The 15782-nt window shown below is 71.9% G+C and carries 13 protein-coding genes; 11 read left to right on the forward strand and 2 right to left on the reverse strand.

Annotated features, from left to right (window positions below):
* Positions 1 to 15 precede the first annotated feature (15 nt).
* The 4 genes from ACIQD6_RS13660 to ACIQD6_RS13675 all read left to right on the forward strand — a co-directional run bounded on the left by ACIQD6_RS13660 (position 16) and on the right by ACIQD6_RS13675 (position 5351).
* Complete coding sequence (locus ACIQD6_RS13660; protein ID WP_401881581.1) at positions 16 to 1380, forward strand: NYN domain-containing protein; 1365 nt, start codon at positions 16 to 18, stop codon at positions 1378 to 1380.
* Positions 1381 to 1701: 321 nt separating this feature from the next.
* Positions 1702 to 2727: an NlpC/P60 family protein gene (locus tag ACIQD6_RS13665; protein WP_401881582.1), complete on the forward strand. Its 1026-nt coding sequence runs from the start codon at positions 1702 to 1704 to the stop codon at positions 2725 to 2727.
* A 254-nt stretch (positions 2728 to 2981) separates the two neighbouring features.
* Positions 2982 to 4016 (forward strand): NlpC/P60 family protein, encoded by a 1035-nt coding sequence (locus ACIQD6_RS13670; protein WP_401881583.1) that lies wholly within the window; start codon positions 2982 to 2984, stop codon positions 4014 to 4016.
* A 144-nt stretch (positions 4017 to 4160) separates the two neighbouring features.
* Complete coding sequence (locus ACIQD6_RS13675) at positions 4161 to 5351, forward strand: hypothetical protein (RefSeq protein ID WP_401881748.1); 1191 nt, start codon at positions 4161 to 4163, stop codon at positions 5349 to 5351.
* On the opposite strand, the gene ACIQD6_RS13680 is transcribed toward ACIQD6_RS13675, so the two are convergent.
* On the reverse strand, positions 5308 to 6546 hold the full coding sequence (locus ACIQD6_RS13680; protein ID WP_401881585.1) for a glycosyltransferase 87 family protein: 1239 nt from the start codon (positions 6544 to 6546) through the stop codon (positions 5308 to 5310). The genes ACIQD6_RS13675 and ACIQD6_RS13680 overlap by 44 nt on opposite strands.
* Positions 6547 to 6653: 107 nt before the next feature.
* Between ACIQD6_RS13680 and ACIQD6_RS13685 the strand changes: the two genes are divergently transcribed.
* Complete coding sequence (locus tag ACIQD6_RS13685) at positions 6654 to 7808, forward strand: glycosyltransferase family 4 protein (RefSeq protein ID WP_401881587.1); 1155 nt, start codon at positions 6654 to 6656, stop codon at positions 7806 to 7808.
* Positions 7809 to 8471: 663 nt separating this feature from the next.
* On the opposite strand, the gene ACIQD6_RS13690 is transcribed toward ACIQD6_RS13685, so the two are convergent.
* A complete protein-coding gene (locus ACIQD6_RS13690) occupies positions 8472 to 10268 on the reverse strand; it encodes an AMP-dependent synthetase/ligase (protein WP_401881589.1) in 1797 nt (598 codons plus the stop codon).
* A gap of 280 nt (positions 10269 to 10548) precedes the next feature.
* Here ACIQD6_RS13690 and ACIQD6_RS13695 point away from each other — a divergent pair, with 280 nt between their 5' ends.
* From ACIQD6_RS13695 to ACIQD6_RS13720, 6 genes are all read left to right on the forward strand, one after another.
* Positions 10549 to 11316: a metallophosphoesterase gene (locus tag ACIQD6_RS13695; protein WP_401881591.1), complete on the forward strand. Its 768-nt coding sequence runs from the start codon at positions 10549 to 10551 to the stop codon at positions 11314 to 11316.
* Between the two features lie 77 nt (positions 11317 to 11393).
* Positions 11394 to 11840, forward strand: a complete 447-nt coding sequence (locus tag ACIQD6_RS13700; protein ID WP_401881593.1) for an SRPBCC family protein — start codon at positions 11394 to 11396, stop codon at positions 11838 to 11840.
* 5 nt (positions 11841 to 11845) lie between these two features.
* Complete coding sequence (locus tag ACIQD6_RS13705; RefSeq protein ID WP_401881595.1) at positions 11846 to 13138, forward strand: ArsA family ATPase; 1293 nt, start codon at positions 11846 to 11848, stop codon at positions 13136 to 13138.
* A 90-nt stretch (positions 13139 to 13228) separates the two neighbouring features.
* Positions 13229 to 13762, forward strand: a complete 534-nt coding sequence (locus ACIQD6_RS13710; protein ID WP_401881597.1) for a DUF5304 domain-containing protein — start codon at positions 13229 to 13231, stop codon at positions 13760 to 13762.
* Between the two features lie 65 nt (positions 13763 to 13827).
* Entirely contained in the window at positions 13828 to 14769 is a 942-nt protein-coding gene (locus tag ACIQD6_RS13715) for an ROK family glucokinase (protein WP_401881599.1), read from the forward strand.
* A gap of 125 nt (positions 14770 to 14894) precedes the next feature.
* Positions 14895 to 15647, forward strand: a complete 753-nt coding sequence (locus ACIQD6_RS13720) for an endonuclease/exonuclease/phosphatase family protein (protein ID WP_401881601.1) — start codon at positions 14895 to 14897, stop codon at positions 15645 to 15647.
* The last annotated feature ends 135 nt before the right edge of the window (positions 15648 to 15782 follow it).

Here is a 15782-nt window from a genome sequence, read left to right on the forward strand (position 1 = left end):
ATGGGGTGACGGATCGTGGAGCAGCCCGCGAGCGGTGCTGAGCCGGCCGGTGCCGCCGACGGCGACGTCGCGGAGGCGCTCGACCGCCCGCTCCCGGACGGGGTACGGCGCCGGGTCGTCGCGCTGGTCTCGGACGCCTTCGGCGGGCTGACCGTCACCGAACTCCCCGCGCAGTTGCGCCAGTACGCCCGGTTCACCCCGACCAGGCGCGCGAAGTTCGCCGGTAACGCGATGGCCGCCGCTCTGGAGAGCGATCCGCTGTTCCGGCAGCGGATCGGGGAGCGGATCGGCCAGTCCCAGCCCGAGCTGGCCGGTGCGCTGGAGGCGGGATCGCCGCCTGCCGCCGCCGATCCCGTCGATGTGGCCGCCGCCGCGTATGTGCTCCGTCCCCCCGGATGGGTGAAGTTGGTGGCCGCGGCGGGCGAGGAGGCCCAGCGGGCGGACGCCGAGCGCGCCGACAAGGAGACCCGGCGTGAGCTGGAGCGGCTGCGGGAGGAACTGGCGCTGGCCAAGGCGCAGACGAAGAGCGAGACGGAGCGGCTGCGTACGGAGCTGGAGGCGGCCCGTAAGGAGACCGAATCGCTCCATCGCAAGCTGCGCAGCGCCCAGAGCGATGTGAAGCGGGGCGAGGCCGCCCTGCGCCGTACGAACGCGGAGAGCGAGACCGTCCGGGCGGAGGCCGCCGCCCAGGTGTCGGCCGCCGAGAGCGAGACCCGCAGGATCAAGGCGCGTCTGGGCGAGGCGGAGTCGGCGGTCGAGGCGAGCCGCAGGGCCGCGCGTGAGGGCCGCTCGGTCGAGGACATGCGGCTGCGGCTGCTGCTGGACACGGTGCTGGAGTCGGCGCAGGGGTTGCGGCGCGAGCTGGCGCTGCCGCCCGCGGCCGCGCGGCCCGCCGATACGGTCGACGCGGTCGAGCCCGGCCGGATGTCTCCCAAGGACGTGGCGGCCCGCGCGCTGTCGGAGACCGATCCGGCGCTGCTGGACCAGCTGCTCGCGCTGCCGCAGGCGCATCTGGTCGTGGACGGCTACAACGTGACCAAGACCGGCTATCCCACGATGCCGTTGGAGAAGCAGCGGCTGCGGCTGCTGGGCGGCCTCGCGATGCTCGCGGCGCAGACGGGCGCCGAGATGACCTGTGTCTTCGACGGTGCGGAGCTGGCGGCGCCGGTGCTGCTGGCCCCGCCGCGCGGCGTGCGGGTGCTGTTCTCCAAGCCGGGGGTGACCGCGGACGAGCTGATCCGTCAGCTCGTCAGGGCGGAGCCGCCGGGCCGGCCGGTGGTGGTGGTCTCCACCGACCGTGAGGTCGCCGACGGGGTGGCGAAGGCGGGGGCCAGGCCGGTCACGTCCGCGTTGTTGTTGAAGCGGCTTTCGCGCGTCTAATCAACTTCTTTGGTTAATGACCGAATTGGTCAGGTAATGGTGGGGCGCGGCGTCAAATGTCCATCACTGTCTGTGTAGTGTCGGTAAATTATGCGTTCCCTGGCCGAGATTTTTCTGAGAAGGATTTGAACTGATCACGGAGGGGTCACTAAGGTCAGGCCTCGAACCTTCGCGCGGTTGATCACCCATCCGGGGTGGCAGTGAAGGAACCGCCGTTTTCGTGTAGTTCGGCCATGTTTGCGGGGGAGCCGAGCCCACGGAGTCGGGACTTAACGTCCCCAAAGGCCCGGCAGGCGGCTGAGGAAGAAGGAGTTCGCCTCCGTGGCGTCCCACCGCCGTCCCAAGCAGCCGAGCCGCGCACGAGTGACCGTGCTCACCACCATCGCCACCGCCGCGGTCGCTCTCACCTCCCAGTCCGCTCAGGCCGACCCGAAGCCGAGCAAGGCCGACGTTAAGGAGAAGGTCGACCACCTCTACCACGAGGCGGAGGCGGCGACCGAGAAGGCCAGCGGCGCCGAGGAGGCGGAGAACAAGCTGGCGAAGCAGGTCGACGCCCTCCAGGACAAGGTCGCCCGCGGCCAGGACGAGCTCAACGAGATGCGCGAGAGCCTCGGTTCGATGGCCAGCGCCCAGTACCGCACCGGCGGCATCGACCCCGCCGTCCAGCTCTTCCTCTCCTCGGACCCGGACAGCTACCTGGAGAAGGCGTCCACGCTCGACCAGGTCAGCGCCAAGCAGGCCGAGTCGCTCCAGCAGATACAGGCGAAGCAGCGCTCCCTCGCGCAGCAGCGCCAGGAGGCGCAGAGCAAGGTCACCGACCTCGCGGAGACCCGCAAGGAACTGACCAAGAAGAAGAAGGAAGTTCAGACCAAGCTCGCCGCCGCGCAGAAGCTGCTGAACACGCTCACCGCGCAGGAGCGCGACGAGCTGGCCAAGGCCGACGCGGAGCGCGCCAGCCGCGGGAACGACCGCATCGACCTCGGCAACGAGAAGCCCACCTCGGGCCGCGCCGCCGCCGCGCTGGAAGCCGCCAAGACCCAGATCGGCAAGCCGTACGTCTCCGGCGCCGAGGGCCCCAACGCCTACGACTGCTCCGGGCTGACCCAGTGGGCCTACGGCCAGGCGGGTGTGAGTCTCACGCGTACCACCTACACCCAGGTCAACGACGGCACCAAGATCGGGCGCGGCGAACTGGCCCCCGGCGACCTGGTCTTCTTCAGCAGCCTGAGCCATGTCGCCCTGTACGTCGGCAACGGCCAGGTGCTCCACGCCCCCAAGCCGGGCACAGTTGTGCGTTACGAAGCCATGGAGTGGGCCGGCAGCTTCCAGTTCGGCGTCCGGATCTGACAGCCGCCGCTGAATCCGACGGACCGCCGCTGACACCGCCCATTCGGGCGAATTCCGGCGCCCCTCGCTGACACCCCGCCCCGCCGATGACCTTGAGGTCTACGGCGGGGCGCCATTTTGTGTGCGCGGGGCGGTCGTTGGCCGCTCCGTGATCGCCCCGCTACTGTCTGCTCCGCGCAGCTCCGGCCATCGGTCCGCCCGTCGGGCGGCAGGGGCTGCGCCAGCGCGTACAGCGGAAGGGAGCGCGGCTTCCTGTGGTGTCCCATCGCCGTCCCTCACAGCCGGGCCTCGGTGTCAGTGCCCGTGGCAGCGCCATCGCCGCCGTGTCCGCGGCGGCGGCCACGGCCGCGGCGCTCGGCGCCTCCCCGGCCGGAGCCGACCCGCAGTTGACGCCCGAGGCAGCCCGCTCCAAGGTCGACCGGCTGTACCAGGAGGCGGAGAAGGCCACCGAGCGGTTCAACGAGGCGGGCGAACAGGTGGGCCGGCTACGGGCCTTGGTGAACCAGGCGCAGGACAGCGCCGCCCGGGGCCAGGAACGCGTCAACCGGATGCGGGGACTGCTCGGTTCGGTCGCGGGCGCCCAGTACCGCTCGGGCGGAATCGACCCGGACCTCGCCCTGCTGCTCTCCTCCGACCCCGACAGCTACCTCGACAGGGCGTCCGTCCTGGACCGGGTCAGCGCACGCCAGAGCGGTGTCCTGCGGGAACTCCAACACGCCCAGCGGAGGCTGGCCCAGGTGCGCATGGAAGCCGCCCACGATCTGACCGAACTGGAACGCAGCCGGGCCACCGTCAGCCGCTACAAACACACCGTCGAACGCAAACTCGCCGAAGCGCGACGGCTGTTGGACTCCCTGCCCACCGCCGACCGCGACTCGTACGACCGGGCCTCACGCTCCGGCCGCGACGAACTGCCCACGCTCTCCGGCGGCGCACCGTCCTCGGCGCGGGCCGCCGCCGCCGTCCAGGCGGCCCAGCGCGCGCTGGGCCGGCCGTATGTGTGGGGCGCCAACGGGCCCACGGGCTTCGACTGTTCGGGACTCACCCAGTGGTCGTACGGCCAGGCGGGCGTCGGACTGCCGCGCACCTCCCAGGCGCAACGGCACGCGGGACGCCAGGTCTCGCTCTCCGAGGCCCGGCCCGGCGATCTCGTGGCGTACCGCGACGACGCGAGCCACATCGGGATGTACGTCGGCAACGGCCAGGTGATCCACGCCCCGTACCCCGGCGCCGCGGTGCGTTACGACCCGGTGGGCATGATGCCCGTCTCGTCCGTCACGCGCGTCTGAGCGCGGCGCCGAAGACCCCGTACGATCGGCGGCGTGGCAGGTCAGGGGCGTACCGCGACGGGAGCACGGAGCGCGAGCGGACCGTGTACGACGGCGGGCCCGCGGGCCGCGGCGCCGGGCGGCGGCCCGCCCCGGCGCGCCGCCGTGCTCGGGCTCGCCGCCCTGCTGCTCGTGCCGGGCTCCGGCTGTACGGCCCCGGCGAAGAACCCCGGCACCGCCACCCGTGAGATCCGGCAGACCCTGGACCGGCGGGCGGCCGCCGTCCTGGACCGGGACGAACGCGCCTACCTGGCCGTCCTCGACCCCTCGGCGGCGGCCCTGCGCGCCACCGGACGCCGGGAGTTCGAGAACCTCGCCGACGTGCCGCTCAGCTCCTGGGAGTACCGCGTCACCGGCGTCGAACGCTCCGGCGACCGGGCCACCGCCCACGCCGAACTGCGCTACCGGCTCGCCGGCTACGACAGCGCGCCGGTGTCGACGCCCCGCACGCTGGAACTGGCCGAGCGCGAAGGACGCTGGTATGTCACCGGCGACCGGCCGGGCAAGGGCGGCGCCCGGCAGCTCTGGCAGCAGGGCGCCGTACGAGTCGTACGCGGCACCCACAGCCTGGTCCTCGGCGTCGGGCCGGACGAGAAGCGGCTGCGGGCGGTCGCGGCCGCCGCCGACCGGGCCGTACCCGCCGTCGAGGCCGCCTGGCCGGGCCCCTGGGCGGGCCGGGTGGTCCTGCTGGTGCCCGGCTCCCTGACGTCCATGGCCGAGCTGCTGGGCGCGTCGGCGGCCGGCTACCGGGGTATCGCGGCGGTCACCACCGGCGAGACCGGCGGATCGGGCGCGTCCCCCGCCGACCGGGTCATCGTGAACCCCGAGGCGTACGGCGCCCTGGGCACCTTCGGGCAGCGGATCGTCCTCACCCACGAGACCACCCACGTGGCGACCCGCGCCGCCACCTCCGCCGCCACCCCGACCTGGCTCTCGGAGGGCTTCGCCGACCGGATCGCGTACCGGGGCACCGGCCGGACCGCCGGCGAGATCGCCCCCGAACTCCAGCGCGCCGTCCGCCGGCGCGAGGTCCCCGCCGCTCTGCCGGACGACCGTGACTTCGCCTTCGGCGGCGACGCCGACCGGCTGGCGCGGGCGTACGAGAGCGGCTGGCTGGCCTGCGAGCTGATCGCCGAACGCTGGGGCGAGAAGCCGCTGACCGACTTCTACCGCGCGGTGGGCGCGCACAGCGGGCGCGCGGGCGCCGTGGAGAACGCGCTGCACGACATCCTGTCCACGACACCGGAGGACTTCACCGTGCGGTGGCGCGCGTATCTGCGCCAACGGCTGGGCTGACCGCCCCCGCCGCCCGGGGCCCGGAGACCGTCTCCCGCCACAGCCGCCGGCAGGCGATCAGGGACGCGGCGACCAGCGAGCCGTTGCGTACCACCAGCAGCGCGATGCCCACGGGGTCCCCGGCCACCACCCGGTCGAACAGCAACGGGAACTCCAGCAGGGTCACCGCCGTCGCGACGAGCACCAGCACCGCCGGCAGAGCCATCCGGCTCGCCCGCACGGTCAGAGCGGCGGCGGCCAGACCGACCAGCCACAGCATGTACTGCGGGCTGATCACCCGGCTCGTGGTCGTGAACAGCGCCACCGCCGTGAACGCCGCGTCGCACAGCGAGCCCGCCGTGAACTCACGCACCCGCAGCCGCCACACCAGCAACCAGCCGAAAGCCAGCGCGGTCAGCGCCAGCGCCGCCCGGCTGACCAGCTGGACGTACGGCCCGACGAACTCCACGGAACCGTAGTTGAGCAGTACGCTCCCCTCCCAGCCGAAGTGCCGCGCCACCTGGAAGACCAGCGCCCCCAGCGACTCGATCTCGGTGCCCCGGTCGCGCTGGAAGGTCAGAAAGGCCAGCGCGCCCGGCATCGCCGCGTAACACGCCACGACCAGCGCCACCGCGCTCACGGCGGCCGCCGTCCACGACCGCCGGGTGGCCCGGCCACGCTCCACACCCACCAGCAGCAGCACCGGCCACACCTTCAACAGCGCGCCGAACCCGGCGAGCGCCCCCATCAGCCGGGGCCGGGCCGCCCCCGCGAGCAGCGCGGCGACGGCCACCGCCGTCACCATCAGGTCGTACCGCGCATACGCGGTCGGCCCGAGCAGCGGCACGCCCACCACCCACACCCACGCACCCCGCGGCGACCGGCCGCCTCCCCTGCCCGCCCGCAGCAGCAGGCCGAGGACCACCGCGTCACAGAGGAACGCCAGCACGAAGAACGCCGAGACGTAACCGAGGAACGGCAGCACAGCGGGCGACGCGATCGCCAGCGCCGCCGCCGGCGGATACTGCCAGGTCACGTCGTCCAGCGGATACGTGCCGGTCTTCAGCACCTCGTACCAGCCCTGGTAGATCACCGAGACATCGGATGTGACGTCGGGCCCCGGCGGTGTGATGACCTTGAAGACACAGAGCAGCAGAGCGGCCCTGGTGAGAGCCCACACCGCGAGCGGGAACCGTGTGCCGTACGCGCCCGCCATGACCACCTCATCCGATTCATGCGTGATTGCGTGATTGCGGGAGTCATGATGCCGGGCGGGGCTGTGCCGGAGCGACGAGGCGGGGCCGCCCGGTACTGTCGGCGGCGATGCACAAGACACTGATCGTGACCAACGACTTCCCGCCCAGACCGGGCGGCATCCAGGCGTTCCTGCACAACATGGCGCTGCGCCTGGACCCCGAACAGCTCGTCGTCTACGCGTCCACCTGGAAGCGCGGACGGGAGGGCGCGGAGGCCACCGCCGCGTTCGACGCCGAGCAGCCCTTCACCGTCGTACGCGACCGTACGACGATGCTGCTGCCGACCCCGCGCGTCACCCGGCGCGCCACCCAGCTGCTGCGCGCGCACGGCTGCGAGTCCGTCTGGTTCGGCGCGGCGGCCCCCCTCGGGCTGATGGGCCCCGCCCTGCGCCAGGCCGGCGCACGCCGCCTGGTCGCCACCACGCACGGCCACGAGGCCGGCTGGGCACAGCTGCCCGTCGCCCGGCAACTGCTGCGGCGCATCGGCGAAGGCACGGACACGATCACCTATCTCGGTGAGTACACCCGCTCACGCATCGCGGCGGCGCTCACCCCGGAAGCCGCCGGGCGCATGGTGCAACTGCCGCCCGGCGTCGACGAGAAGACCTTCCACCCGGGCTCGGGCGGCACGGAGATCCGCGAGCGGCTCGGACTCACGGGCCGGCCCGTCGTCGTCTGCGTCTCCCGCCTGGTGCCGCGCAAGGGCCAGGACACACTGATCCTCGCCCTGCCCGCGATCCTGGCGCACGTCCCGGACGCCGTCCTGCTGATCGTGGGCGGCGGACCGTACGAGAACGATCTGCGGAAGCTCGCCCGGGAAACGGGGGTCGCCGACGCGGTCCGCTTCACCGGCGCGGTCCCCTGGGCGGAACTGCCCGCCCACTTCGGCGCGGGCGACGTCTTCGCGATGCCCTGCCGTACGCGCCGGGGCGGCCTCGATGTCGAGGGCCTCGGCATCGTCTACCTGGAGGCCTCGGCGACGGGGCTCCCGGTGATCGCGGGCGACTCGGGCGGCGCGCCGGACGCCGTGCTGGACGGGGAGACGGGGTGGGTGGTCCACGGAGGACCGCCGGAGGTCGCTGCGCGAGAGTCGGCGGAGCGGATCGTGACGCTGCTTCAGGACGAGTCGTTGCGGCGGGAGATGGGGGAGCGGGGTCGGGCGTGGGTGGAGGAGAGGTGGCGCTGGGACCTGCTGGCGGGGCGGCTGCGGGAACTGCTTTAGCCGTGCGGGGGCTCGGGGTGCGGGTACGGCTCGGTGGTGGGTGCGGGTGCGGTACGCCGTCCGGCGGGGGTTCGGGGTGCGGGTACGGCTCGGTGGTGGGTGCGGTGCGGTTTGTGGTGGGTCGGGTGCCGGGGCCTCCGGAGGCGCATGTCCGGACTGCATGATTTACGGCGCGTGCGGGTTTGTTTTCAGGGTGCGGGCCGGTGTGCGCCACAAATCACGCTTTACGTCCGGACACGTCACCTCCTGCGACCCCGACCCCCTCCCGCCGGATCCCCGCCTGCCGCCCGGTGGGGGTGGTCTGTGGCGGGCGGTGAAGGGGGCCGCGCAGGGGTCGTGTCCGGAACGTAAAGCGTGATTTGTGCCGCTCACGAGCCGTCACACGAAGAACCGAGCCGCACGCGGCGTAAATCATGCAGTGCAGGACATGACCCCGGAGCGGCACCCGGCAACAACCCGCACGCGAAAAACCGGCCCCAGCCAACAACGCACCCCGACCACGCCCCGCCGGACGGCACACCGCGGTCACCGGCAACAACCCGCACGCGAAAAACCGGCCCCAGCCAACAACGCACCCCGACCACGCCCCGCCGGACGGCACACCGCGGCCCCCGGCAACAACCCGCACGCGAAAAACCGGCCCGCACCACAACGGCGCTCGACCTAGCCCTGATAAATCGCTTCGATTTCGTCCGCGAAGTCCTTCGACACCACGTTCCGCTTCAGCTTCATCGACGGCGTGATGTACCCCGCCTCCTCCGTGAACTGCGTCGTCAGGATGCGGAACTTCCGTACCGACTCCGCCTTCGACACCGCCGCGTTGCCCTCGTCCACCGCCAGCTGCACCTCCGCCAGCAGTTCCGGGTCCAGCCGCAGCGTCGCCGCCGTCGAGTTCGGCGGCTTGCCGTGGTCGGCGGCCCAGCGGGAGAGGAACTCGCAGTCCAGTGTGATCAGCGCGCCCACGAACGGGCGGCCGTCGCCGACGACCATGCACTCCGCGACCAGCGCGTGGCCCCGGATGCGGTCCTCGATCACCGCGGGGGCGATGTTCTTGCCGCCGGCGGTGACCAGGATCTCCTTCTTGCGGCCGGTGATCGCGAGGTAGCCGTCCTCGTCGAGCGTGCCGATGTCACCGGTGTGGAACCAGCCGTCGGCCAGCGCCTCTGCGGTGGCCTCCTCGTTGTTCCAGTACCTCTGGAACAGGTGCTCGCCGTGCAGCAGCACCTCGCCGTCGTCGGCGATCCGGACGACCGAGCCCGGCAGTGGCTGCCCGACCGTGCCGATCTTCTGCCGGTCCCAGGGGTTGAAGGCGGTCGCCGCGCAGGACTCGGTGAGGCCGTAGCCCTCCAGCACGGTGAAGCCGATGCCCCGGAAGAAGTGGCCCAGCCGCTCGCCGAGGGGGGCGCCGCCGGAGATGGCGTACTCCCCGCGTCCGCCGAGCACCGCGCGTAGCTTGCGGTAGACGAGCCGGTCGAAGATCTTGTGCCGCACCTTGAGGCCGAAGGACGGGCCCTGCGGGGTGGACAGCGCGCGGCTGTACGCGATCGCCGTCTGCGAGGCCTTGTCGAAGATCTTGACCTTGCCGTCGGCCTGGGCCTTCGCGCGCGCCGAGTTGTAGACCTTCTCGAAGACGCGGGGCACACCGAGGATCAACGTCGGCCGGAAGGAGGCGAGTTCCTCCGTGAGGTTCTTGATGTCCGGTACGCAGCCGAGTTTGATCGGTGCCATGACGGCCGCCACCTCGACCAGTCGCCCGAAGACGTGGGCGGTCGGGAGGAAGAGCAGGAGGGAGCATTCGCCTGTACGGAAAAGGGGTTTGAGGCGTTCCACCGCGTTGCCGCATTCGGCGAAGAAGCTGCGGTGGGTCAGCACACAGCCCTTGGGGCGGCCGGTGGTCCCGGAGGTGTAGATGATGGTCGCGGGGTCGTCGGCCTTCGCCGTCGAGGCCCGCTGGTCGATCGTCTCGTCGGTGATCTCCGCGCCCGACGCGGTGAGTTCGTCGACGCAGCCCTTGTCGATCTGCCAGACGTTCCGCAGGGCCGGCAGCCCGAGCCGTACCGATTCCACCGCCGCGGCGTGCACGTCGCTCTCGACGATCGCGGCGACCGCGCCCGAGTCGCCGAGGATCCACTGCACCTGCTCGGCGGAACTGGTCTCGTACACCGGGACGGTGACCGCGCCGGCGCTCCAGATCGCGAAGTCGAGCTGGACCCATTCGAAGCGGGTGCGGGACATCAGCGCGATCCGGTCGCCGGGCTGGATGCCCGCCGCGATCAGGCCCTTGGCGGCGGCCCGTACCTCGGCGAGGAACTGGGTGGCGGTCACGTCCGTCCAGACGCCGGCCACCTTGCGGGCCAGAACCGCGACATCGGGATGCTGAACGGCATTGCGGCGGATGAGATCCGTCAGATTGCCGTCCGAGGGGACCTCGTACAGGGCCGGAAGGCCGAACTCGCGCAAGACTGCTGCTCCTCGTCGGGCGCCGGCGCCACGGCTCCGTGTACGCGCCGGCTGCGGTCCAAGATCGGGCAAGTGCTCGGTGGGGCGAGCACAACTGGACTGCCTGGACGTTACCCATCGGTACCGGCATACGGATAGGGGGGTCCGGACAGATGTTCCCTGGGTCACACAGTATTGACGGTACTTCGCGCAGAGTAGTCCACCACCGGGGCTCCGGGGCGGTAACCGCAGGTCCGGCACCCTCTACCGGGTAAGGCAACACCGTTCTAGGGTGATCTTCATGCGAGTCAATGTGATCAGCGACGTGCACGGGAACACGGCGGATCTGGCGACGGCGGGCGCCGGTGCCGATGCCCTGATCTGCCTCGGTGACCTCGTGCTCTTCCTGGATTACGCGGACCATTCGCGCGGGATCTTCCCGGAACTCTTCGGTGTCGAGAACGCCCACCGGATCGTGGAGCTGCGCACCGCCCGGCGCTTCGAGGAGGCCCGTGACTTCGGCCGCGGGCTGTGGGCCGGTATCGGTGTCGATCCGGAGACCGCCATCGAAGGAGCGGTGCGACGCCAGTACGCCGATATGTTCGCCGCCCTCCCCAATCCGACGTACGCCACCTACGGCAATGTCGATATCCCGGCGCTCTGGCCGGAGTACGCGCAAGCGGGCACCACCGTGCTCGACGGCGAGCGCGTCGAGCTGGGCGGCCGTGTCTTCGGCTTTGTCGGCGGCGGACTCAGTACCCCCATGCGCACCCCGTACGAGATCTCCGACGAGGAGTACGCGGCCAAGGTCGAGGCGCTCGGCGAGGTGGACGTGCTGTGCTCGCACATCCCGCCGGACGTGCCCGACCTGACGTACGACACCGTCTCCCGCCGCTTCGAGCGCGGCAGCCGGGCTCTGCTGGACGCCATCCGCAGGACGAGGCCGAGGTACGCGCTCTTCGGCCATGTCCATCAGCCGCTCGCCCGCCGGATGCGTGTCGGGGACACGGAGTGCGTGAACGTCGGGCACTTCGCGTCGACCGGACGGCCCTGGGCCCTGGAATGGTGACCGGTCCGCTCGCGATAGCCTGCACATCTCACCCACCCCAGATGCCGGGACAGCCCGAGCACCGGAGGAGCACGGCGATGGCGGAACACACCAGTTCGAGCATCACGATCGAGGCGGCACCGGCCGACGTCATGGGCGTGATCGCCGACTTCGCCCGCTATCCGGACTGGACCGGAGAGGTGAAGGAGGCCGAGGTGCTCACCACCGACGCCAAGGGCCGCGCCGAGCAGGTCAGGCTGGTGCTGGACGCCGGAGCGATCAAGGACGACCACACCCTCGCGTACACCTGGACCGGCGACAACGAGGTCAGCTGGACGCTGGTGAAGTCCCAGATGCTGCGCGCCCTGGACGGCTCGTACCACCTCGCGACCGTCGGCGACGGCCACACCGAGGTCACCTACCGGCTCACCGTCGACGTCAAGATCCCGATGCTCGGCATGATCAAGCGCAAGGCGGAGAAGGTCATCATCGACCGTGCCCTGGCGGGCCTCAAGAAGCGCGTCGAATCCGCCCCCGGAGCCTGATCCCGATGCGTACGGTCCTGGTCACCGGCCCCGGCGGCGCGGGCCGTACCACCGTCGCCGCGGCGACCGCCCTGGCCGCGGTCCGGCGCGGCAGGCGCGTCCTCCTGCTCTCCGCCGACCCCCTCGCCGATCTCCTCGGCACCTCGCCCGACACCTCGCGCGCCGCGGATCCCGTCGAGGTGACACCGGGGCTGTGGGCCGCGGGAATCGACTCCGGCGAGCACTTCCGTACGGAACTGCTCACGTTCCAGGAGAAGGCCGCCACCGTGCTCGAACTGCTCGGCGCCCGCAAGCTGGCCGACGAGGAGCTCACCGAACTGCCCGGCAGCGAACAGTCCGCTCTCCTCCAGGCGTTGCGCCGGGCCGCCGAGGGCGGCTGGGACGTCCTCGTCGTCGATCTGCCGCCGCTGCACGACGCCTTGGCCCTACTGGCCCTGCCCGAACAGCTGCGCCGCTATCTCCGACGCCTGCTGCCGAGGGAACGGCAGGCGGCCCGCGCCCTGCGCCCGATGATGGCCCAGCTCGCGGGCGTACCGATGCCGGCGCAGTGGCTGTACGAGACCGCCGCGCGGCGGGACGCCGAACTGGCCGCCGTACAGGCGCTGATCGAGGACCGGACGACGACGGTACGGCTGGTCGCCGAGCCGGGGCCCACCGCGGCGCGGGCACTGCGCACCGCCCGTACCGGACTCGCCCTGTACGGCCTGCGGGTCGACACCCTCGTACCGAACCGGATACTTCCGCGCGACACGTCGGACCCTTGGCTCACGACGCTCGTCGCGCAGCAGCGCAAGTGTCTGGAGGAGTGGGACGAGGAGTGGGGGCCCGAGACCTCCGTCCGGGAGATCGGGCATCTGGGGCGGGATCCGCAGGGTCTCGACGACCTCGGCCTCCTCGACCGTCCTGACAGCGGACCGGGAGACACCGAGGGCGACGGGGCGGATGGCACCGAAGGCGACGGGCCGGGGGACACCGGAGGCGTCCGGCCGGCGGGTGGCCTCGGCGCCGGGCTGGACGACGATGCCCCGGGACTGGCCACGCTGCCGTGGCGGACGGAGGACAGGCTCGCCGAGGAGAATCTGCTCGTCTGGTGCCTGCCGCTGCCCGGAGCGGTCAAGAGCGAGCTGTCGCTGGTGCGCCGGGAGGACGAACTCCTGCTCGCCGTGGGCCCGTTCCGCCGAATCGTTCCGCTGCCGTCCGCGCTGCGCCGCTGTACGGTCACCGGCGCGGCCCTCACGGACGGCGTGCTGCGGGTCAGATTCACGCCCGACCCCGCTCTGTGGCCGCGTACGGACTGAACGACGTATCTCCGTTCGGGTACCGTCGAAGGTACGAACCCTTCCGCTGCCCATGGCGGAAGGACCCTGTCCCGGACGCAGGAGTACCCCATGAGCGATGCAACCGAGCGCCCCGCCGCCGACTCGGACGCCTGGGCCACGGCGTGCGCCGAAGACCTGGAGGCGGAGAAGGCCCGCCGCCGCGCCACCTACGGGCCGCAGCCCGGCGCCGCCGCCGAGGAGCTGCGCAAGCTGGTCGACGCGGTCGCCGACAAGGTCTCGTCGCTGCCGGGCCCGCTGTTCGGCATGGCCGCGCAAGGCGCCGTACAGCAGTTCGTGAACCAGGCCAAGGCGGCCGTCGAGCCGGTCATCGAGCGCAACCCCGGGGTCTTCGACCACCTCGCGGCCGCGGGCGGCGAACTGCTCGCCGCCTACCGCTCCGCCGTCGAGACCCAGGAGAGCCGCTGGACCCGGGGCCCGTCGGCCGGGGATCCCTCGTCCTCGGACCCGTCGTCCGCGTCCGCGCCGCCGTCGCCCACGTCGTCCGACGGCGCTGGTGCCGCGCACGACACGAAGAAGTCCGACGACCCCTCGGACCCCCGGGACGAAGGACCTGGTCCGGACGGCCGGATCGACTTGGACTGACTGCCGGATGCCCGTCCTCGGGTACGGTTGGAACCTGCGGGGCTCGACCGAAAACTGAGGGACACATGGGACTCACCATCGGCGTCGACATCGGCGGCACGAAGATCGCGGCCGGTGTGGTCGACGAAGACGGCGTCATCCTGGAAACGCACAAAGTGCCGACCCCGCAGACCGCCGAAGGCATCGTCGACGCGATCTGCGCCGCCGTCTCCGGCGCGGGCAAGGGGCACGAGATCGAGGCCGTCGGCATCGGCGCCGCCGGTTACGTCGACGACAAGCGCGCCACCGTCCTCTTCGCGCCGAACATCAACTGGCGTCACGAACCGCTCAAGGACAAGGTCGAGCAGCGGGTCGGTCTGCCGGTCGTCGTGGAGAACGACGCCAACGCCGCCGCCTGGGGCGAGTACAAGTTCGGGGCCGGCCAGGGCCACGAGGACGTCATCTGCATCACGCTCGGCACGGGACTCGGCGGCGGCATCATCATCGGCAACAAGCTGCGCCGCGGACGCTTCGGCGTGGCAGCCGAGTTCGGACACATCCGGGTCGTGCCCGACGGCCTGCTGTGCGGCTGCGGCAGCCAGGGCTGCTGGGAGCAGTACGCGTCGGGGCGCGCCCTCATCCGGTACGCGCGCCAGCGGGCCAACGCGACACCCGAGAACGCCGGGCTGCTGCTCGGCCTCGGCGACGGTACGCCGGACGGCATCCAGGGCCGGCACATCAGCTCGGCGGCCCGGGCCGGCGACCCGGTGGCCATCGACTCCTTCCGTGAACTGGCCCGTTGGGCCGGGGCGGGGCTGGCCGATCTGGCCTCGCTCTTCGACCCGTCCGCGTTCATCGTCGGCGGCGGTGTCTCCGACGAGGGCGAGCTGGTCCTCGACCCGATCCGCAAGTCGTTCCGGCGCTGGCTGATCGGCGGCGAGTGGCGCCCGCACGCCCAGGTTCTGGCGGCCCAACTGGGCGGCGAGGCAGGGCTGGTGGGGGCCGCGGACCTGGCCCGGCAGGGCTGACCCGACCCCCGTCGCAGACCGCGCCCGTCGCACCCCGGACCGGGGGTGCGGCGGGCGCGGACCGTGTTCCGGGCAGCGCGGTGTCGGGCACCTGCCGCCGAGCCCCGCTCCCGTATCTTGTGATCATGGCGATGCCTCCGCTGCCCGACTCCCGTACCGAGCCGGACGGTTCGGCCGTGGTCCGGGTGCTCAGTTACAACATCCGCTCGATGCGCGACGACCGTGCGGCACTGGCCCGGGTGATCCGGGCCTGCGCCCCCGATCTGGTCCTCGTCCAGGAAGCACCGCGGTTCTTCCGCTGGCGCAAGCACGCGGCCTGGCTCGCCGCGCACACCGGCCTGGTCGTGCTGACCGGCGGCGCCACCGCCACCGGACCACTGCTGCTCTGCTCGCTGCGCGCCACGGTCGAGCGGACCGAGGACATCCTGCTGCCCCACACCCCCGGGCTGCACCGGCGCGGCTTCGCGACGGCGGTCGTACGGATCGGCGGGGCCCGTGTCGGGCTGCTCAGCTGCCATCTGAGCCTGCGCAGCGACGAACGGTACGCGCAGGCCGGGATGCTCCTCGACCGGGTGCGGGCCATGGACGTGCCCTATGCGATCGTGGCCGGTGACCTCAACGAGCGGCCCGGCGGCCGTAGTTTCCGCCTGCTGGCGGGGGAGCTCCAGGACTGCTGGACGGCCGAGCCGTGGGGGGACGAGTACACCTCGACGCCCTCGGATCCGCGTCAACGGATCGACGCGATCTTCACCACCCCGGGGATCGGGATTCTGGGCTGCGGGGTGCCGCGCGGGCTGCCGGGCCTCAGCGAGCGCGACCTGAGGGCGGCGACGGACCACCTTCCGGTGCTGGCCGCGCTCCGCTTGCCGGCGTCCTGAACCGCCCGTACCCGTCCCCGAACCGCCCGTACCCGGCCTTGAACCGCCCGTACCCGGCCTTGAACCGCCCGTACCCGGCCTTGAACCGCCCGTACCCGGCCTTGAACCGCCCGTACCCGGCCTTGAACCGCCCGT

The organism is Streptomyces sp. NPDC088400 (genome assembly GCF_044753355.1).
Classification (GTDB): Bacteria; Actinomycetota; Actinomycetes; order Streptomycetales; family Streptomycetaceae; genus Streptomyces.

Coding starts and splice junctions, on each gene's coding strand:
- ACIQD6_RS13680 (WP_401881585.1), bottom strand. CDS start 6,546: ATGGCGGGCGCGTACGGCACACGGTTCCCGCTCGCGGTGTGGGCTCTC.
- ACIQD6_RS13685 (WP_401881587.1), top strand. CDS start 6,654: ATGCACAAGACACTGATCGTGACCAACGACTTCCCGCCCAGACCGGGC.
- ACIQD6_RS13695 (WP_401881591.1), top strand. CDS start 10,549: ATGCGAGTCAATGTGATCAGCGACGTGCACGGGAACACGGCGGATCTG.
- ACIQD6_RS13700 (WP_401881593.1), top strand. CDS start 11,394: ATGGCGGAACACACCAGTTCGAGCATCACGATCGAGGCGGCACCGGCC.
- ACIQD6_RS13705 (WP_401881595.1), top strand. CDS start 11,846: ATGCGTACGGTCCTGGTCACCGGCCCCGGCGGCGCGGGCCGTACCACC.
- ACIQD6_RS13710 (WP_401881597.1), top strand. CDS start 13,229: ATGAGCGATGCAACCGAGCGCCCCGCCGCCGACTCGGACGCCTGGGCC.
- ACIQD6_RS13715 (WP_401881599.1), top strand. CDS start 13,828: ATGGGACTCACCATCGGCGTCGACATCGGCGGCACGAAGATCGCGGCC.
- ACIQD6_RS13720 (WP_401881601.1), top strand. CDS start 14,895: ATGGCGATGCCTCCGCTGCCCGACTCCCGTACCGAGCCGGACGGTTCG.